Annotated in this window: 15 protein-coding genes; 5 read left to right on the forward strand and 10 right to left on the reverse strand. The window is 47.7% G+C overall.

Translation table 11 applies throughout. The features are described 5' to 3' along the window. Positions 1-124: 124 nt before the first annotated feature. Both FCL48_RS03310 and nhaA read right to left on the reverse strand, forming a co-directional pair. On the reverse strand, positions 125-934 hold the full coding sequence (locus FCL48_RS03310) for a TOBE domain-containing protein (protein ID WP_240744726.1): 810 nt from the start codon (positions 932-934) through the stop codon (positions 125-127). After that, positions 931-2,157 (reverse strand): Na+/H+ antiporter NhaA, encoded by a 1,227-nt coding sequence (gene nhaA, locus FCL48_RS03315; RefSeq protein WP_136870809.1) that lies wholly within the window; start codon positions 2,155-2,157, stop codon positions 931-933. Before nhaA ends, FCL48_RS03310 begins: the two co-directional genes overlap by 4 nt. Before the next feature lie 310 nt (positions 2,158-2,467). On the opposite strand from nhaA, the gene FCL48_RS03320 reads away from it, so the two are divergent. Together FCL48_RS03320 and serB are read left to right on the forward strand one after the other, a co-directional pair. Next, the gene (locus tag FCL48_RS03320) at positions 2,468-3,085 is read left to right on the forward strand and encodes an isoprenylcysteine carboxylmethyltransferase family protein (protein WP_136870810.1); all 618 of its coding nucleotides are present in this window, start codon (positions 2,468-2,470) and stop codon (positions 3,083-3,085) included. Between the two features lie 211 nt (positions 3,086-3,296). Further along, entirely contained in the window at positions 3,297-4,175 is an 879-nt protein-coding gene (serB, locus tag FCL48_RS03325) for a phosphoserine phosphatase SerB (protein WP_136870811.1), read from the forward strand. A gap of 54 nt (positions 4,176-4,229) precedes the next feature. Here serB and FCL48_RS03330 read toward each other — a convergent pair whose 3' ends face one another. Continuing rightward, positions 4,230-4,478, reverse strand: coding sequence for a hypothetical protein (locus tag FCL48_RS03330; protein ID WP_136870812.1), 249 nt, complete (start codon positions 4,476-4,478; stop codon positions 4,230-4,232). 196 nt (positions 4,479-4,674) lie between these two features. On the opposite strand from FCL48_RS03330, the gene FCL48_RS03335 reads away from it, so the two are divergent. Further along, positions 4,675-6,174, forward strand: coding sequence for a methylenetetrahydrofolate reductase C-terminal domain-containing protein (locus FCL48_RS03335; protein WP_136870813.1), 1,500 nt, complete (start codon positions 4,675-4,677; stop codon positions 6,172-6,174). Positions 6,175-6,213: 39 nt separating this feature from the next. Here the strand turns inward: FCL48_RS03335 and kdsB are convergent, their stop codons facing one another. The 5 genes from kdsB to FCL48_RS03360 form a co-directional block, all read right to left on the reverse strand. Beyond that, positions 6,214-6,972, reverse strand: coding sequence for a 3-deoxy-manno-octulosonate cytidylyltransferase (kdsB, locus tag FCL48_RS03340; protein WP_136870814.1), 759 nt, complete (start codon positions 6,970-6,972; stop codon positions 6,214-6,216). Between the two features lie 12 nt (positions 6,973-6,984). Further along, a complete protein-coding gene (locus tag FCL48_RS03345; protein ID WP_169309056.1) occupies positions 6,985-8,256 on the reverse strand; it encodes a 3-deoxy-D-manno-octulosonic acid transferase in 1,272 nt (423 codons plus the stop codon). A gap of 235 nt (positions 8,257-8,491) precedes the next feature. Continuing rightward, entirely contained in the window at positions 8,492-9,772 is a 1,281-nt protein-coding gene (locus FCL48_RS03350) for a (Fe-S)-binding protein (protein ID WP_136870816.1), read from the reverse strand. A gap of 22 nt (positions 9,773-9,794) precedes the next feature. Beyond that, positions 9,795-11,078 carry a glycerol-3-phosphate dehydrogenase subunit GlpB gene (gene glpB, locus FCL48_RS03355; protein WP_136870817.1) on the reverse strand — a complete coding sequence of 428 codons (1,284 nt, stop codon included), beginning with the start codon at positions 11,076-11,078 and terminating at the stop codon, positions 9,795-9,797. Between the two features lie 24 nt (positions 11,079-11,102). Then, positions 11,103-12,728: an FAD-dependent oxidoreductase gene (locus tag FCL48_RS03360; RefSeq protein ID WP_240744727.1), complete on the reverse strand. Its 1,626-nt coding sequence runs from the start codon at positions 12,726-12,728 to the stop codon at positions 11,103-11,105. A gap of 416 nt (positions 12,729-13,144) precedes the next feature. On the opposite strand from FCL48_RS03360, the gene FCL48_RS03365 reads away from it, so the two are divergent. Further along, positions 13,145-13,954, forward strand: coding sequence for an efflux RND transporter periplasmic adaptor subunit (locus tag FCL48_RS03365; RefSeq protein ID WP_136870818.1), 810 nt, complete (start codon positions 13,145-13,147; stop codon positions 13,952-13,954). Positions 13,955-14,121: 167 nt separating this feature from the next. Further along, entirely contained in the window at positions 14,122-15,831 is a 1,710-nt protein-coding gene (locus tag FCL48_RS03370) for a TolC family protein (RefSeq protein WP_136870819.1), read from the forward strand. Between the two features lie 155 nt (positions 15,832-15,986). On the opposite strand, the gene FCL48_RS03375 is transcribed toward FCL48_RS03370, so the two are convergent. Then, positions 15,987-17,714 (reverse strand): EAL domain-containing protein, encoded by a 1,728-nt coding sequence (locus FCL48_RS03375; RefSeq protein ID WP_136870820.1) that lies wholly within the window; start codon positions 17,712-17,714, stop codon positions 15,987-15,989. A gap of 57 nt (positions 17,715-17,771) precedes the next feature. Beyond that, positions 17,772-20,624, reverse strand: coding sequence for an Hpt domain-containing protein (locus tag FCL48_RS03380; protein WP_136870821.1), 2,853 nt, complete (start codon positions 20,622-20,624; stop codon positions 17,772-17,774). Between the last annotated feature and the right edge of the window lie 27 nt (positions 20,625-20,651).

Genomic DNA, 20,651 nt, shown 5'->3' on the forward strand with positions numbered 1-20,651 from the left:
TGGTTGCTGCTTTCTCTGTCGTGACCATAAACGGAGTCGAATCGTAAAATAAACCTGCTGAGCAACATCAGACGGGAAGGCAGCCCTTTAAGAGAGAGTTGGTGGACCCGATATGTATCTGGTTTTATGGAATCGCCAGCAAAATGCTTGAGGCTTTGATGATGGCTGATACTTCTACCCCTGGAGCAAGACCGAGACTCCGGACACTTTCGCTGGTGAGAATAGAGGTAACCGTATTGCCGCTGGAAATGTCTATAGTCACCTCATCGTTTACCGCTCCCGGCTCAATCCGGCGAACGGTGCCTGCAAGAATATTTCGTGCGGAGATCTTGTCCGGATTGACATCACAACTCAGCATAACCGAAGGTGCCTTGACAATGGCGTACACTTCTTTGCCTATCTCCAGTCCGAGGCGCTGTACGGAGTTTTCAGTGATGGTTGAGACAATGGTATCTTTGCCTTTGAGGGCAATGGTCACAACACTGTTGACGACTCCTTTCTCAATGTTAATGACGTTGCCGAGCCAGACATTGCGGGCACTGATTTTCATTTCCATTCCCTTTAAAGTCCGGAGCATTGCATAGGCCTCCTCCGGAGTATCGTGAAAAAAATTAACAAGTTTTTGCAATTCAAAGCGAAAAAGAGCTGCTCTTTTTAAAAATGCTTCGCCATCCTTTGTCAATATGGTTCCTCCCCCACCGCTGCCTCCGGTTTGTCGGCTGATGAGAGGGGTTGGAGAGAGGTTGTTGATCGTTTCAATCCTTTCCCAGGTCGCCTTATAACTCAGGCCAATGGATCTGGCTGCTTTATTGATAGAGCCTGTCTCAGCCACGGCTTGAAGAATGCTGATAATCGGATCTTCTTCTCTTTTTTTATCTGTCCCCATCTGGGTGAGTAGGGCCGCTGCGGAAATAACTTCGGTAAACTTTTTCAATGTACCATATCCTCTACCGTTTCTTGGCTGTCACTCACAACGTTCTGTTTTGGAGGAAGCTTGATATAAAGAACAATTGCTCCGACCACCCCGGAGAGCAGAGAGCCTACGATGATTCCAAATCGCTCATCAAAGACGAGCTGCTCCACCGTCTGATTAAAGGCGAGGGAGCCGATAAAAAGACTCATGGTAAAACCGATACCGCACAGGGTTGCCATTCCGTACAGTGTCGCCCAGGTCATCCCTTCGGGCATCTTTGTTATCCCACTTTTAATTCCCAGCCAGATAAAACCAAAAACCCCAATCTGTTTTCCAGCGAAAAGGCCAAGGGTAATACCCAGAGGTACACCGTGAAGGAAGAATTCCATGCTTACTCCGGAGATACTGATTCCACTGTTGCAGAAGGCAAATATGGGCAGGATAAAGAAGGCAATCGCCGAGTGGAGATCATGCTCAAGCTCCATAACAGGAGAATGTTCGGGGTCCTTTCTTGAATACATGGGGATGAACATGGCAAGAATGACTCCCGCCAGGGTTGCGTGAATACCTGATTTTAACAGGGCCACCCACATGATTGAACCGACGAAAACATACATACTCAATTTTTCCTGTCCACTGCGGTTCATGACAAAAAGTAGGGCGATGCAAAGACCTGCAATGGCCAGTGATAGAAGAGAAAGGGAATCAGTGTAAAAAAGGGCAATGATCAGAATCGCACCGATATCGTCAAATATTGCAAGGGACGTCAGGAGAATTTTCAGACTGATTGGCACTCTTGATCCCAGCAGAGAGAGAATACCAAGGGCAAAAGCAATGTCTGTGGCTGCTGGAATGGCCCAGCCTTTAAGGGCAGTGGGATCATCTTTGTTGATAATGATATAAATGAGGGCTGGAATGACCATCCCTCCAATAGCACCCAGGGCGGGCAGGATTATCTTACTCTTGTCGGAAAGTTCGCCAATCAGCAGTTCCCTTTTGAGTTCAAGGCCGACGAGGAAAAAGAAACCGGCCATCAGGCCGTCATTCACCCAGAGAAGAAGCGGTTTGGCGATCTCAAGAGGGCCAATTCTTATGTGTACGGGAGTGGTGATAAAGAGATCGTAGAAGACATGGAGCGGGGTGTTGGCAACGATCATGGCAAGGGCAGCGGTAGCCATCAGCAGGATTCCCCCGGCGGATTCGGAATGAACGAACTCGTATATTCGTTGTTTGGTCTGTCTCATTGGTATTTGTCTCTTGTAGACCTTATTGGGGTGTTAGAGAAAAGCTGGTTGTAAAAGGTAGCTATAGATTTTCTCCAATGGTTTCGGTAGATATCCAATTATTAACGCGTACCTGTCTATTATGCAAGTAAACCTGACGCAGGGTGAATGGTTGAGTCAGGCGTTTGTAAGCAGGCTACTAAAACTGGACTTCAGAGTTCTCTGATTTTATAGAAGACTTTCTGGCTTTAGATACTACATTCTGGCATGAGGTGTTGCATGGAAGAGTGATGTCTAAAAGTTGTCTGTCTGGAAAAAATAAGGGAAAAATATGTCAATGTTCTGGTTCTGTTTCACCTGGATCTGCTGGTGTGTCATGCATTCGCTGCTGATTGAGCCTGCAGTTGCCGGTCGCATTAAAAAGCGGCTCGGAAGATATGCTGGCTTTTATCGACTGATGTATAATCTCTTGTCAGGGGTGAGTCTGCTGCCTCTGGTATGGTTTACTCTTGCAGATGGAGGGGCTATTGTTTTTTCCTGGTCAGGGCCGGCAGTTGTTCTCCGTTTTATCTGCATTGTGCTTGCACTGCTCTGTTTTTTCGAAGGCGCCCGTGGCTATGATATGGGCAGTTTTCTTGGGGTTAAACAGATCAGAGAAAATGAGGACAGTCTGCTCCTTGGTGGGGATGCTTCCTTTTCAGAATTTGGGGTTTTCGCTCTGGTGCGGCACCCCTGGTATGTTGGCTCCTTGTTGTTTGTCTGGTCGATTCTTACAACATACCATGAGAAGAGCTTTGCTGTTGCAGTTATCCTCAGTGTGTACCTCATTGTTGGCACCTTTCTCGAAGAAAGAAAAATTCTTGCCGAACACGGAGAGATGTACCGCAGATACAAAGAAAGGGTTTCCATGTTTGTCCCTCTTAAATGGCTGTTACGGCGGTTTTTGTAAAGAATTATTCAGTTTTTTATAAGTTGCCATGAGAGTCTTGAGAAGAAAGGCATTAACAATTTCCTTTGCGTCGAACAAAACCTTTCGTTACAATCATTTTTTCTTCGAAATTCCAATGGATGGAAAAAATGTCAGGCAAGAGATGAAGTGATGCCTTTTTAGAGGTTCATGCAGTTTCTGTATTTTTATGTAAAGTTATGGATTAAAAGCAATGGGTCATATTCTTATCCTTGTTTCTTCAGACAGTGAAATGCCGCTGCGCCAGGACCACCTTGACGCTGTTGCTGGTATCGCAGGGGCTGGCAGGGCTTCATGGAGATGGCTGAAATCCGGGAAAGCTGCTGAAATAAATGTAAATATACTGCCTGAAACCTGGTCTTCTGCTGCTGTAGAGTTGCTGCTTGTCAAAGAGAGGATCGATTTTTTCTTGATAACAGATGATGGCTGTAGAAAGAAGAAACTGCTTGTCTCGGACATGGATAATACCATGATTATTGGTGAGACTCTTGATGATCTGGCTGCGCTCTGCGGTTTAAAAGATGAAATTGCAGCTATTACCGAGAAGGCCATGTGTGGAGAGCTTGATTTTCCACAAGCATTACGGACGAGGGTTAAGATGCTCAAAGGATTGTCCACTTCAGCACTTGCCGAGACTGTGCAACAGATACAATACATGCCAGGAGGTGAAACCCTCATCCGGGTCATGAGTGAACATGGTGCCCGTTGTGTCCTGGTTTCTGGTGGTTTTACCTGTTTTACAGAACCAGTGGCGAGACGGTTGGGGTTTCATGTACATCACGGAAATATACTGGAATGTAATGATAATAAGCTTACGGGTTACGTAAAAGAACCGATTCTTGATCATCAGACAAAGCTTGCATTGCTCGTGCAAGCTGCAGAAGAACTCCAACTTTCTCTGGCTGAAACCCTGGCGATCGGTGATGGCGCCAATGATCTGGCTATGATTTCCGCAGCTGGCCTTGGGGTTGGTTTTCACCCTAAGGCCTACCTTAAAAAAAGATCCAGAAATTCTGTAGTTTACGGCGATCTTACAGCACTTCTTTACCTTCAGGGCTATACAGATTTTTAGCCAGAACATGTTTTAAAATTTTGAATCAAATTCTGAGATAGTAGAAAAATATTCTTAGAACAATGCAGATTGCTTGGGGTGGGACTCCTGCCACACTTGTATATCTTGCGTTTCAATTTCTCCCCTTTTTTCCCTCACACCTTCGTTAACAGACATTAACTCCAGGGTGTCATGCAGCTTTTCTTCTCTTTTTGAGCTGTTTTTTAACCCGGACAATAAAAATACCACAATGTAATATACTGAAACCATTGACTGTTCCATGGATATACCTTTTCTATCAATTATTGTTGGAGGTTTTTTCATTGTTTTCTCTTTATATATATCACTGTAATTGTGTATTATGTAAAGATAAGTGAGACGGGCCTTTGGTTGTGTCTCTGCATGTGCAAGGGTGGTGTAAGTGTGGTGGTAAGGAAAAACATGAGTAAAAAGTTTGATAGGTTTCGGCGCTGGTCTGTGCGTTGGTTTTATTGGCTGAATTTTCAGAGGAGTTGGGTTTATGAAGCGTAATTTTAATGATGATATTTCTACACCTGAAAAATTTGTAATAACCCTTGAGCTGGTGCCGGGACGAGAGTTCAGTGGCCGGACGACGGACAGTATTAAAGAGATTTCGAATCAGGCCTTTGTTGACGGCAGGATCAGCGCGGTTTCCATCACGGACAATCCTGGAGGAAACCCGGCACTCAGTCCTGATGTGCTCGGGCGGGACATACTGGATAAAGGTATGGATGTCATTGTCCATTTCACCTGTCGGGACGCTAATAGAATGGGCCTTGAGAGTCGTGCCCTGCAGCTTGCCCATATGGGACTCAAGAATATTCTGGCATTGACCGGGGACTATTCAGGTCAGGGCTTTGGAGGGCGTGGAACTCCGGTGTTTGATTTTGACTCTGTCATCCTTACCTCCATGCTCAATGATCTGAACAGACGTCTGATCAAGGTGGGACATGATTCAGTTTTTGTAACAGGCTGTGCAATTTCTCCATTTAAATATACGGAAGCAGAAAGCTGGATTCAGTACAAAAAGCTGGAGAGAAAAATTGAAGAAGGGGCGTCCTTTGCCATCACCCAGCTTGGCTATGATATCGATAAATACGAAGAACTTCTGTTTTTTATGCGGGATAAAGAGTTAGAGGTTCCCACTCTTGCATCCCTCTATCACCTGGGCAGGGGTGCAGCACGGGTGATGAATGGTGGTAAGGTCCCGGGGGTTCATGTCTCTTCTGATCTCTTTAACACGATTGAAAAACAATGGGATATTCCGGAGGAGGGTCGTGCCGCCGCCATTGAGAGAACGGCACGGCTTGGAGTTGTATTAAAAGGTATCGGGTATAAGGGAATACATCTTGGTGGTATTCACGGAAGTTTTGCGGTGGTGGAGAGAATTCTCGACAGAATGGAGGCCATTGAGCACAATTGGCAGGAATACCGTGCCGATTTTCAGGAAGATAAAAAGGACCGTTTTTATCTCTATCATAAAGACATGGACCCCAAGCAGAAAATTCCTGCAAAAGATCCGATTACTCTCAACCTTTCAGAAAGTTGTCACTACCTCTTTTTACGCGCAGCCCATGACCTGTTTTTTGATAAGGCGGCAAGTCTGGCTCCTATGTATAAAAAACTGTCGAGCAGTCTTGATAAAACAAAGCGCTCCTGGATGCTGAAGCGCTTTGTTGAAGACCCGTTTAAAAAGATCGTGCTCTCCTGCGAGGGCTGCGGAGATTGTGGTATTCAGCATGTTGGCTTTCTCTGTCCTGAGTCGGGTTGTCCAAAGCATACCCGAAACGGTGCCTGTGGCGGCAGCAAGGACGGTTATTGTGAGGTTAATACCGATAAGCTCTGTGTCTGGGTGCGGGCCTATAAACGGATGAAAAAATATGGAGAGACAGACAAGCTGACGGCGGAATATGTACCACCACGTCTGTGGGAATTAAAGGATACCTCTTCCTGGGTTAACTTTCATCTGGACAGGGACCATCAGCGGGAGAGTAAATAGCCCAAAAGGTCCATTGAAGATGTACGATAAAACCTGCCCTTAAGGCAGGTTTTGTAGTTTGCGCATCTGTTCACTGATAAGATCCAGATCCTCGGGACGATCAACACCAAAGCCCTGGTAGTCAGTCATCACGACGTAGACCCCCATCCCGGCCTCAAGAAGGCGAAGCTGTTCCAGTTTCTCAATTTGTTCAAGGGGGCTTGGCGGCAAAGAGGTAAAGGTCCTGAGTGCTGAGATCCTGTAGGCATACAGGCCGATATGCAGGAGGTAATCGGCGTCTCTTTCCTGAACGTCCCTGAAGTGGGGAATTTTTGATCTGGAAAAATAGAGGGCAAAGCCTCGTTCTGAGCGGACCACCTTGACGCGGTCTGGATTTTCCGCCTGTTTTGAGTCAATGAGACGCGCAAGGGTTGTGACCTGAATATCTGGATTGACAAAAGGTTCAACCAGCTTTCCTGGCATGTCCAAATCCAGCGCCGGTTCATCTCCCTGGATGTTGACCACCACGGCTTCATCTTCAAGGCCGAGAATCTCGGCAGCTTCCATGATTCGGTCCGAGCCACTTGGGTGACCCGGGTCGGTCATGACCACCGGAACGTCAAGTCGCTTCGCTGCGTCAAAGATTCTCTGATCGTCGGTTGCAAGACAGACCTTTTTCATTAACTGACACCGGGAAGCTCGTTCATAAACCCAGTAAAACATTGGTTTACCAAGGATGTCGGCAAGCGGCTTACCAGGAAATCTCGCCGATTTATATCGGGCAGGGATAATAGCGTAACAGGGAGGTAGGGTGCTCATGGTATCAATTATCTAGAGGGCGTGAAGCTTTTCAGTAATTTTTTGGCACACAAAACGTGTACCGCCTTTTTTTGGGTCAAAATATTCCTGGACCTGTTCCAGAATACGATCTTTGTCTTCCTGGTCGTCGAGTTGTTTAAGGATTGTTGAGGTTAGCATATTCTCATCTGCAACTTCTATGACCAGCCCGGAGGTTACAATTTCACGACCCACCCAGGCAAAATTCCTCCAGTAGGGACCGATGATTGGCCGTAGGCCAAATACTAACGGTTCAAGGAAATTCTGGCCACCCAAATTTACCAGAGAGCCACCGACAAAGGCAACTTTTGCCAGTTGATAGGCAAGGGCAAGTTCCCCGAAAACATCCCATATAATGACTGCTGCGAGTGGGGTGTCTTCTCTGATATGTGAGCGTCTGCAGGTTACGATGTTGAGCTGCTGCAGTTTATCCTGCCAGACTTCTGCCCGGTCTATGTGTTTTGGGAAGATACCGACGGTAATGTCAGAGCGCCTGGTCAACAGCTCTTTTACTGTTTTCAGGATCTTATCTTCTTCCTCACGGCGAATGGAGCCGAACAGGATAAAGGGCTGGTCTGCAGGGAGCAGCGATTGGAGCTTAACATCAGGCTGTGAATTTTTTATGGGCGTGATACGGTCAAATTTAATGTTGTTCATGAGCCCAACCTTCTCCGTACCCATGACCCCTGCAAGTCTTGCCTGATCGAGCTCTGATATAGCCCAGGTTCTGTCGGGCCCGTAGGCATGGAAAAAGCTGCTGAACCGTTTATAGCTGCCGCAGCTCTTATCCGACATGCGACCGTTTATGAGAAAGACCGGCACACCCTTTTTTTGGGCGTAAACCAGAAATGCAGGCCAGAGCTCTGTTTCCACAATCACTGCCAGCCTGGGTGCAAAGCGATTGAAGGCCTTTTCCATTAAAAAAGGTGCATCAAAGGGAAAGTAAGCGATCTGAAGCTCAAAGCATGAAGTGTTACGCTTTTCCTTCGCCTTTTTGAGACTGTCGACACCTTCTTTGGTCCCGGAAGTCGCGAGAATATTTATTTTAAATTTTGATTCCAGGGTTTGATTCAGTTCGTCGAGTACCATGTTGGTCAACATGGACTCTCCGCCTGACGCGGCCTGAATCCAGAGATCAAATGGCCCCTCGGGAGCCTTTGCCAGTGTTCTTTCCTGCCAGCCAAAGGAGGTGCGGCGTGCCCGTCGTAAAAACGGCAGGGCAAGCTTCCAGACAAGGCTATAGATGCGTAAAAAAATCGTAATCAATAGAATACTGCACAGTTGGAGGTTTGGAGTCTTTGGCCAAGGAGCATGAATGTATCATGCCGGTCGATCCTAGCCTGTTTACCAGGGTTTTTCAATGGTATTCATTGTGGAGGGGCTGCACGGGCGCACAGAAAGAGACGTGAACCTTAACCGCCTTTGGAATTGTTGGAAGATAAGGTGCCGCGGGCAATGTTTCGCCCGCAGCAAGGTTTGCAATCAGGTAATATCAGTCTGGTTAGTCAATTAAGGCCAGCAGGTCTGGTCCCAGATAGGTTCGCTCGTTTTCGCCGAGGATACCTAAAGAGAGGCAGATCAGGGTCCAGAAGTGGACAACTCCGTAGTCTCCGCCGTAGAAATGGCCGATATCTTCCATCTGTGAGTGGCAGTTGTGGCAGGGGGTGAGTACATAAGCGGCCTTTGTGGCCGCGATCTGGTCAAACTTTCGCTTGCCGTAGGCCCTTCTGTGCTCGGTCATACCCGCCTGAAGGAATCCGCCTCCACCACCGCAGCAGTAGTTGGCGCTGCGGTTTGGTTGCATGTCGATGAAGTTTTCCTCGCCCACCAGCTTTTTCACAACAAAGCGCATATCATCGGCAATGGCGTCGCCATAAGCCTTACGGACGATCATACAGGGGTCCTGGACGGTGAACTTGATGTTATTCACATTCCAGTCTGAGTTGACCGGCAGTTTGCCTTCACGGATCCATTGTGCATAGTAGGTGACCAGGCTTTCCAGCTTGAAGTTTACATCCATGCCAAATTTGGCAATGGCATTCCACATGGTGTAGTAACTATGACCACACTCTGTATTGAGCCATACCTTGCAGTCCAGTTCGTGAACGGCGTCGACACGGGTCTTGATAACCTGATACCAGGCGTCGTCATCTCCTGAAAACATACAGAAATTCTCGGCGGCCCAGCCTTTTGATGAATAGGTCCAGTCGGCACCGACCATATCAAAAATCTTCCAGAGAGGAACCATCTCATCGGGTTCGTTCATCGGTTCTCTGGAGTTCTGGTTGACGAAAAAATGGGCACCTTTTTTGTCCATGGGGGCTTGAAGATTTTCAAAACCGGACTGGGTTTCCCGGACTTCCTTGAGGACATCGTCCACCACAAAAACAAAGTCTTCCGGTGGCAGTCCCATAGCACTCGTGGAATCAGTTGAGCGAATCAGCTGGCAGGAGCGTACGATTCCCGCAGGCTTTTTTTCCTGGGGCCAGTTGCCTCGTGCAATGAAGACCAGCTGGGATATGTCGATATTCATGGGGCAGACATGCTGGCATCTCTTGCATTGGGTGCAGCACCAGACCCATGGAGTCGTGGACAACTCTTCATCCATACCAAGCATGGCCATACGGATGAATTTTCTTGGGTCCATATTTTCAAGGCCTGACGCAGGACAGCCGGAAGAGCAGAGGCCACAGGTGAGGCATGCCTCAAAACTGGCCCCTTCCGGGAGCAGTTCCATGGCCTTTTCTTTAAAATTTATTGTAGGTGTTTTTTGATCCGACATGGTTGTTCACACTCCCTGTCGCTTAAGCGTGTAAAAAATTATCGACAGCTTCTACTGCCTTATATGCTGTCGCAATGGCAATACCAGCGCCACTTCGACTACGAATCCAGTCCTGATGTGCGAGGATAATGCCAGCCCCGAACAATCGCTGGTGATACGGCTTTCCATCTTTGCCCAGTGGTCTGAAAGAGCTGTCCACCTCGATGCCCGCCTTATGAATGGCATGGCCACGGACATCGGTGTACTGGTTGAGGTACCAGTCCTCTCTTTTTTCCGGCTGTGTAACAGGCAGGTCGAGGAGAGCCTCACTGATGCCTGTGATGTGTGCTTCCAGGCCTCCACTTAAAAAACGCCCGGTGGCAAGGATCACGGCCTTGGCGTGGATGGTGATGGGGCCGTAATTATCCCTGATGTGCAACACGACCTCATTGTCTTTAAACGTGAGGGATTGTACTTTTTGCTGGGGAATCAGGGTGAGGCCTTTTTGAGGAAAAACCTGTTCAAACATTTCTCTTAAGCGAATCCCAGGTACCGATGGGGGCATGGTAGGGATTTCAAAAATCTCAAGACCGGTCAGTCGTTCAAGCTCTGCCCGGACGAAATCAGGGCTGTGCATCCCAAGGACTGCAGGCAGGCCTATGACCTTTACCGCTTCTGCAACTACTTTTATGGCTTCTGCCAGTTTTTCACGGGTCTGTTCAACCTCAAGGGCACGGGCCATGACCTCGGGATAGATTTCTCCGCTTGTCATATCAGGAAAACTGATGCGCTCGGTGCGAAGGTTCGGCCATTTATCCTGAAGATTGGCGACGACCTGCCTGCCGCTAAAGCCTTTCAGGCCTTTGAAATCCACAATGACACAGGGCTTTTGGGCTGCAAATGCCTTCGGGCCAGGGGCCATGGTGGATGGCAGACAGAGAGTTTTCTTTAAGGTGCCGGCAGGACTGAGTGCTGTAATATTTGTTTTTCCAGGGCTCGAGTAGGCGATACCGCATTCACCGAGAAAGGTGGTGAACTGAATGAAAGCCTCTTCAATATCATTTGTTGAGATATCGCTTAAAGGGTGATTTGGGCAGTTATTTTTCAGGGTCTTGACGGACTCCCAGGGATTCTCTACTGCACCAGTCTCTCCTTCTATTTTACCAAGTAGATCAAGGTAGCCTGTGGTGTAGGCAACTGCACCGGTATTGCCCACCTGGGCGGTTGTTATGTTTTTATTAAGGGCAAATATTGATGCGGCAAAACCGGCAATACCGGAACCGATCACTGCCAGTTCTGTTTCAAAATGACGGGCTTCTTCTGTCATGAACTTCTCCGCAAAAGTTGGGTTCTAATCGTTATCCAGATTATCGAGGTTATCAAGACCAAGCAGGCCGCAATGCAGGGCCTCAGCGAGTTCCATCTGGGCGGCTTGCTGGCCCCAGATGACCGTGCGCATGCCTTTAAAACGTTCGTTGAAAAAATCCCTCATGTGGATCAGACCGGTTTTGTCCTGATAGTAGCCACGGTCATAGAGATAGGAGGCTATTCGTATGCCGCAAAAAGAACCCTGACATGGACCTTTCCCAGCCCTTGAGCGCAGGGCAATTGCTTCCAGGGTCATCTCTTCTTCGGCACTCGGCGCGCATTTGACGATCTCATCAATGGCGGATTGAGGAACCATCTCGCATTCGCAGAGGATCATATCGTCGGCGTTGTTGGCCTTGTACCAGTAGCGAGGGGCTGCTCCCGGTTCGGTCCAGCGGCAGGCATCGCCATCAGGCAGTGGAGTCGTATCTGTCTGACAGCCTACGGTGTTGCCCAGTCTTTCCGCGACAAGGTCAGAGGTTTTTTTTGCCATCATCCTGAAGGTGGTGAGTTTTCCTCCGGTGATGGTGCAGAAATTTTCCAGTCCCTGGGACGTGTGACCGAGCAGGGCAAAGCCTCTTGTGGCTTCACGGTCATCACCATCTCCTGAACTTTGCAGAAGCGGACGTACCCTTGAAAAAGCACGAATATATCTGGCCGTGGCCAGAGCAGGAATCATCGCCGCACCTTCGATGACGTTGCGGTCAATCTCTTCCACGGTTGGAACAACGCTGTCGAGATCGTTTGTGCGTATGGAGGTTGTTCCAAGAACCGAAACGGTACCGCCGGGGACAAGAATGTCACCATCGGATGGTGGTCTCAGCCGGTTCACAACATGATCGGCCATACGATCGTGACTGATGAGAAGCGTTCCCTTGGAGTAGGAAAGGTGTACATCTGTGCAGCCGGCAAGCTGGGCGATGTTCATGGCCCAGGCACCGCCGGCATTGACGAACTGCCTGGCTCTGATATGCAGTGTCTCGCCGGTTCGGTTGTCCCTGCAGATCGCTTCTTTAATGAGGCCGTCCACTGTGATGAAATGTACAATCTGGGTATGGGGACGGTAGACACTATTGTTGAAAGCTCTGGCATGGGCGACGTTTTCAAGGGCCAGCCGAAAAGGATCAATTGTCGCATCCGGAACCCGGTATGCCTTGACAAGCTCTTTTGAGAGTAAGGGTTCAAGGGCAATTGCCTCTGCAGGACTGAGTTCCTCTACCTGGATACCAGCTGTCTTGCAAAATCCTGGGAATTTATCTGCAAATTCCAGATCGTCCCCTTTCACCGCTACAAAGAGACCGCCTGTGTCTTCGATACATTGGGGGGCCAGTTTTTTTAAGATCTCATTTTCAAGCCTGCACTCGATGGCTGCGTGCTGGTCGTTAGAGACATAACGGCCACCGGAGTGGAGAAGGCCGTGATTACCTCCCGATGCTCCCGCGCAGAGATCCTGCTTGTCGACAAGCAGCGTATGAATACCACGTAGAGCAAGATCACGCATAATCCCGGCACCGGTCACACCACCGCCAATGATTAAAACTTCAGTCTCCAGGGTTCGATGACCGGTTGCTGAGGGCTGTAAAACACCAGGGGAAACCATAATTTTCATTCCTCTTTCTGAAAATGTTGTCAAACAGGTACCTGAGAATAGTGTTACCCTGCGACAGTTTCGTGAAAATTGTACAATGAGTGTTGTAAACTTGTTTTGGTTATTGTTCAAGTGAAATCGAAATAATCTTCATGTGAAAGCATAAAAGCTTCAATGCGAAAAGATGTTGGGCTTTTTCCAGGGGATTTACCTCCAGCTCGACTGTCGGTTTTTCCATGTTTGAACCAAAAAACGTAAAAGTTCAGTTGAGAATCTTTTGGCCATAAAGAATGTGAGCAAAATCTAGACATGCAGGTCACTTATAAGTAAACTACCAGAGATATGTTTAAAAATAGTGGCATAACTGACCGGGCTGTGATTTCCGGGCGGACTTTCAGTTTTTCTTTCTTTTGTAATATCACCATAGGAACCCTTGCATGACAAACAGAAAAATATTTTTCATTTTTTTTATACTCGTATTCCTCGTATGGTATGGCAACGGCCTGGCATTAGAAGAAAAGGCACCGCTGGATGGCATCACCAAACCGGTGGCTGATATTGAGCTTTCTTTTGTCCAACCGGGTAAAATAAAGCATATTTCCGTCGCCAAAGGGGATTTTGTTGAGGCAGGAAATGTTCTGGTAACTCTAGAGGATGATATTGAACAAATACAGAAAAAGATCCTCACAGGTCGCTCAGAAAATAGAGTGCCCATTGAGCTTGCTGAGGTTGAATTAACCCAGAAAAAGAAAAACCTGGAGAATCTTAAAGGTGCCCAGCTCAAAGGAGCCACCTCCCAATGGGAGGTGGATCACGCTGCCCTTGCTGTGGATACCGCATTTCTGACCTTGAAAGTCCGTGAATTTGAGCATTCCCAGGACGTTTTGAAACTTGAAAGTGTTCTCGAGATGATCGAAAGGTTAACTCTCAAAAGCCCGGTAAAGGGGATTGTGGAAGATATTCTGGTGGAGCGGGGTGAAACGGTCCAGGCGATGGTGCCGGTGATTCGGCTGGTGGAGACCGATCCTCTTATCATTGATTTGCCTGTACCTGTGGAGCAGGCTGTCGGCCTACAAATCGGTCAGACTGGAACGGTGAGATTTCCCGACAATGCGGAATTGGAAGGAACCGTCATCCATATCTCTTCTGTGGCAGATGCAGCGGCAACCACCCTGTCTGTTACTCTTCGGGTTGTAAACAGTGACCACCGTCCGGCCGGAGAACGGGTCAGTGTTGTTTTTATGTAGAGTTAACGGTTTTATATAACAAAGAAAATGTTGTTGGTCCTGAGCAGATGTCTCCACCCAGCATTTCCCGCGGAGATAGATGAAAGGTTAATGTAAAGGCTCGTAAAAAGTATTATTTACTGGAGGGGTTATAATTTCTCCCTCCTCAATTCCCATGACTACTTTAGATGAAAAACCTATTCAAGAAATTGTGTCTTTACACCGTTGCAGGCACTTCGGTATTTTTTGCTCTACCCGTTTACGCGGCTTTGGAGCCCGAGATAGAAGATGATGTTTCGTATAAGATTTGGGAAGCTGATCATCTTTACCCGTCTCTTTCCTATTATCTGCAGGCTGCTGAAATCAAAACCATGGCTGGAGGCGAGGTGGAGGATACAAAGGAGAATGACAGGTATCTCAGTGGGGTTCTCTCCTCTTTTCATAGTGAGAGTGACACCCCGCCCTCTCCTGAAAATATAGAGCTTAATTTGCGCCAGGCCATGCAGGTGGCTCTTTCAGAAAACCGGGATGTGCAGCTGGCATTGCTTGCACCCGCCATAGCTGATGTGGACCTGCAGACTGCAAAGACGGTCTATGATCCTACTCTGTTCAGTGATACGAGGTATTATGATTCTGAACGGCCCATACAATCCCTGCTCGATACCGGCAGTGATGGCAGTGACGGCGTCGATGCGCTGACAGAGGAGGGTTGGTTCTCCCAGACAGGGATACGGCAGCCCCTGCCGACAGGTGGAAGTGCAATCTTATCTTATGAAGCAGATAATCTTGAAAATAATAGCGAGCTGACCATTCCCAATCCCCAATACACCTCAAGGGTAAAGTTTGAGCTGCGCCAGTCACTGCTTAAAGGCTTCTGGGATAAGTATAACAAGTCGGAAATTGATCTGGCCACCATTGCACGGGATCAATCCCAGTCCAGTTACCGAAAAGAACTGTCCGATGTATTAAAGGAACTGACCTTCTATTACTGGAGATATCGCTATTATTTCCAGCTTGAACAGATCAGCAGGGATGCAATACTGGAGGCCGAAAAAATTCTGGCAAGGATCGAGACGAGAAATGAGCAGGGTATCGCCAATCTCCTTGATCTTGATCGGGCTAAATCGTCTCTTGAGGACAGGCGTCTGAAAAACTACGGTGATAAAAAACTTGTGCAGACCACCCTTGATCAGCTCAAGCAACTTCTTGGTATTTCGGCGGCGTCTCCATATTTTCAATCACTGCTCATTCCCACCGAACCATTTATTACCTCTTTCACTCTGCCGCCTCTGAACCAGCTGCAGAAGACAGCTCTTACCCGACGTGAGGAAATTTCTATCGCCCGACAGGAATTAAAATCTGCCAGTGCAAAACATACCCTGGCCAGGCATCTTGAGTTGCCGACCCTGGATGCCCGAACAAGTTACACCTTAAATGGACTTGGTGAGGAATTTGATGAATCGGTCGATGGCAGTTTCTCTGATGGGAAAGACAGCTGGGATGCCGGTCTGTTCATAGAGTGGCAGCTTGGCGGAAGAAAAAACTCCCTTGAGACCCGTAAGGCTCTCCTTGGGGTTCAGCAGGCAAAGCTGGAGTACAAGAGGAGCATTGAAAGGATCGCCTATGAGGTGAACTCACTCTACAGTGAGGCGTCTTTTTCGACGGGTGAGGTGCAGGCGGCTGAACGCTCAAAGCAGGCGTATGAGTCTGTTTTTAATAGAGAAAGTGCTCTGTATGATATCTCCCGTATCGACAACCAGAGACTTCTTGACTCCCAGGACAAGTACTTTGATGCGGAGAGAGAGTATTTGAAGGCCCTCTTGAACATCAACATCATCACCCTGAAACTCCAATGGGTACAGGGGCTCTTCCTTGAAACCTTTGATATAGAACTTTAGACCAAATTTCTAGTGAGCATTTTGATTACAAACTCAACTGCATGATTTCATTTTTTAAAATTGATTATTGCAGAAAACAGTGTGTTTTTCTTCTCAAATTGAACGCCTCAATGACCTTTTACCGATGATTATTTGTCTTATACAGGGGTAGAGGCCTATGGGAGGAGTTTTACCATATCAGCAAACGGAACCGGACGGCTAAAGAAGAATCCCTGGTAGGTATCGCACTGTTGTGTCTGTATAAAATGGAGTTGCTCTTCGGTTTCGATACCTTCCGCCACCGTCGTTAATTGAAGGCTGTGGGCCATATAAATAATGGAAGCGATGATCGCCCTGTTTTCGTCGTTTGATACCACATCAACTATAAATGACCTGTCAATTTTCAGCTCATCCACCGGCAGTTTTCCAAGGTAGCTGAGAGAGGAATAACCGGTACCAAAGTCATCTATGCTAATTGTTACCCCAAGACTCTTCAGGGCTTTGAGTTGTTCGATCTTTTCTTCGATATTAGATAAAAATAACCCCTCGGTGATTTCAAGTTTGAGAAGGCCGGGGTCAACTCTTGTGGTGCTCAGAATCCGTTTGACTGTATGAATAAAGTCGGGGTCTTCCATCTGCAGGGGAGAGACATTTACGGCCATGGAGATTGGTTTTTTGCCCATTTTCTTCCATTCTACCAATGTGTTGCAGGCCTCCTGAAGGACCCACTCGCCTATAGGGATGATGAGTTTTGTCTCTTCTGCAAGGGGGATGAAATCAGCCGGTGAGACAAGGCCAAGGGTATCGTTTTTCCAGCGCAATAAAGCCTCAACTCCTCGAATTATACCCGATTGTACCGATACCTTAGGTTGGTAGTGGAGGAGGAGCTCGTTTCTCTTGATGGCCTTTCGCAGGCGAAACTCCATCTTGAGTCTTTTTTCATAAATGGCATTGATCCCCTCTGAGGAAAAATAAAAACTGTCACCTCCCTTGCTTTTGCCGTAGTCTTTTGCACTGATGGCGAGTCGGTGGAGGTTTTCTGTATTACTCGCCTCTTCTGGAAAGGTGGCTATGCCAATGGAGGCAGTGACAACAATTTCATTGCCTTCGATATTGATGGGTTCCCGTATCTTTCTCAGGATTCTGGTGGCTACAACTGCCGAGGCTTCCGCATTTTTAGGATGGTTGAGCAGAAGCGTAAAACCGCTCCCCTCCGCCCTGTATGGACCAAGACTGCCATTAATTACACCAGAGGTTTGTGAGAGAACATCAATTGATCTGATGATTTCTTTGAGCCTTTCCGCGAGGAGGGTGAGAACAATATTTGAGGAGTTGATGCCTATGCTGGCATTTATACGGCTGAACTGATCGAGATTTATATGAAAGAGCGCCAGATTTTCATTGTACCGTTTGGCCTTTTCCAGAGCCCAAACCAGTCTGTCCTGAAACATACTGCTGTTTGGAAGCTTGGTAATGGGGTCATAATATGCGAGTTGATCGGTGTAGGCCTTTGCTTCCAGGGTATTTCTAATTCGAAGTCCCAGTTCACTCTGATCGACGGGTTTTGACAGAAAATCTGTCGCTCCAAGCTCCAGCGCCTTGAGCTTGTCCCGCGCATCAGATGAGGCGGTGAGTACAACGACAGGCAGGCGGGACATCTTGGAGTGATTACGAATTTCAGCGAGTATATCCATGCCCGATTTTCCTGGCATGATCAGATCGAGCAGCAGGATGTCTGGAAGTTGTTCCTCAAGAATATCCATGACTTTTAAAGAATCTTCAACCTGGATAAAATGATTGAATCCGAACTCTTCCAAAAATGTCTGAACCACGATCATAGTCATTGGTTCGTCATCCACCATCATGATGGTGGCATCTTTTAAATTTTCCGCGATTTGAAGCATTATTGGCCTTACAGGGAATGAAAGTTAAAAAAGGAACTCTTCTTTATCATACATGTCTTAACGTGGTGCTTCAATGTTATGGACCATGATTTTTATTTTTTCTACAATGTAGCTGCTCTTTAAGGAATCAGATGATTTTGCAGACTCTTCCAACTCTGTTGCAGGCCTGGTAAAGTCATCAAAGCCAACGGTACCGGCAGCCCCTTTGAGCCAGTGGGCGAGATGCTCCAGTTGCAGGAAATCACCGCTGGCAAGGGCCGTTTCCATTTTCGAGATTTCGTCCGGCACCTTAGTGATGAAATCGAAAACAACCTTTTTGAGTTGAGGATGCGAAGCCAGCCGAGATGTAATGGGTGTGTTGGGTAAGGTTTCGGACGACCCGGTCTGTAGTTCTTGCGGGAGAATCGCCGCAGGCGGTGTATCCACAGTGGCAAGAGTACGCTGCTGCAGGTTATTAATATGTTCAAGAAGAGCTGCAACTTTGTCCCGGTTCTTTGTTCTGGCGACAATTTCAAGTTGCTCTGCCGGCTTGGTGAATTCATCAAAACCGACCGTTCCGGCGGCGCCTTTGAGCCAGTGAGCAAGTGTTGCCAGTTTAAGATAGTCGTTTTCTTCGTGTGCCCGGTTCAAGGCCTGGACTTCGCCTGCGAGCTTGTCGACGAATTGCTGAACCACCACTTTCAATTTGGGGTGGTCGGCAAACCTTGAGATAACAGCAGGGGAGGGTTTCGTATTGCTTTCTCCTGGCTGGGGTGGAAGACTTTCTGCCACCAGGGGCACCTTCGACGTTTCTTGGCTGGTAGCATCCGCCTGGAGATATTTTTTCACAATTTGAATCAACTTATCAATATCCACCGGTTTGGTGGCGTAATCGCTGTAACCGTTATCCAGGCACTGCTGCTCAAAACCCTGCATTGCATTTGCGGTGAGTGCAATAATTGGCTGAGTGAGTCCGCTTTTTCTCATGGTTTTTGCGGCTGTAAAGCCGTCCATGACCGGCATCTGGACATCCATCAGAATCAGGTCGTACCGGATACTGGTGGCTTTTTCAACCCCTATCGCTCCATTTTCAGCCTCGTCAACACTCAGGCCAGCTTCTTCAAGGATTATTTTGACCAGCTCGCGATTTTCCCTGCCGTCATCGACGACCAGTACCCTGCCACCACCGGTAAAATTCCAGGTACTTACCTTTGATTCTACATACTGGTCACAGAGGGCTTTTATTGTCTGGGGCGAGATGAGATTGCCCGGTAAAGCTGAACCCGTCTGCATAAGGACAGAAAAGACGCTGCCTTTATTTTCCCTGCTGGTGACGGTAATATCACCACCCAGAGCCCGGGCAAATTTACGGCTGATGGAAAGGCCAAGGCCGGTACCGCCAAATCGTCTGCTCACGGTGACATCCGCCTGCACAAATGGATCAAAGACATTTTGAAGTACCGTTTCAGACATACCGATACCGCTGTCAATGATGTCTATTTTTAGGAAATTACTGTTTTTATCCTGAGAACAGGAGCATTCCACCTGCACGGAACCCTGGTCAGTAAATTTTATTGCATTGCCGATGAGGTTAAACAGGATCTGTCGAAATCTCATAGGGTCCCCCAAAATGGTCTCAGGGATGTCCTCTATGGCTTTCCATGAAAGAGCAATACCCTTTTTCTCGGCAGTAGGCCGAAGCATTTCAACTACATCGTCAATGGTATTGTAGGGCTGGAACTGGACGCTCTCAAATTCGAGTTTACCGGCTTCAACCTTGGAGAGATCAAGGATGTCGTTGATCAATTCGAGCAGACTTTTGCCGCTGGAATGGATAGTGTTGAGATACTTGAGGCTTTCCTGTTCATTTTTGACATAGCCGCGTTTGAGTATATCCGTGAAGCCGAGAATCGCATTCATGGGTGTGCGGATCTCATGGCTCATGTTTGCCAGAAAGGCACTTTTGGCTTTATTGGCTTCTTCGGCTTCTTCCTTTGATTTGCGCAGCTCTGTCTCTTTTTTCTCAAGAAGGGTTATATCGTCAAAACCAACCAGTACACCTGCGTATTTTTTATTTTCTCCAAGAACCGGAGAACAGTTCACCTTAAAAGATTTCTGCAGGCCTTCTTCAAACTCCAGGGCCAACATTTCATCCTTTATTATTTTCCCACTTGTGAGTGCCTTTATCCAAGGGCGTTGCTCCTGAGTTATGGTCTGACCTTCTTTATTTTTCCAGCTGAATTCAGAGGCTTTCAAGCCGAGCAGCTCATTGGGTTCTTTGGCGAAAATGTCGGCAAAGGCTTTATTGGCGAGGACCACCTGCTCTTTTCTGTCCAGGATAAGTAAGCCTTCTGCCATGGTGTCCAGAGCTGCTTTGACACGACCGGGGATGGCCTGGGAGGGGTCGAGCTGGCGCAGAACTTTTCCAAGATAAAAATAAAAGACAGCAAAAGAGAGAAGTGAGATAAAAAATACGATTCGAACCAGAGAATTGTCGAAAAATCCCCAGAGTATGGTGGAAGTGGCATTTACAAAACGGAGTTCAAGCTGTCCCCATTCATCTGTTCCCGTCGAGATGGGAACGCGGAGCTGTGAGTCCGTAGAGTTCACCCCAGACATTTCTTTCCAGAGATCTTTATGTTTTTCAGTTGCGCAGAGCAGGGTACCGTTTTTGGGTCGCAACCCTATGGAGACAAGGTCGTCATTTCGTTCAACCAGAAGGGAAAAATCGTCTTCAATTCTTTTGGGACTCGCCTTATCCACGAGACCGGAGCTAAAGATTGCAATGGTTTCAGCCAGAATTGCCCGGTTGGTTCGTCGGTCTTTCTCCGTGTCGGGGATGATGCCGAGATAACTCCCCACCATCAGTATTGTGGTGATGATCCCCACCAGACCAAGGGAAACCCTCGATTTTGCACTCATTCCCTTCATGTGAAGATCATCCTCTGTGTTGCTCTC

It is taken from the genome of Desulforhopalus sp. IMCC35007 (genome assembly GCF_005116575.1).
Taxonomy (GTDB): domain Bacteria; phylum Desulfobacterota; class Desulfobulbia; order Desulfobulbales; family Desulfocapsaceae; genus Desulforhopalus_A.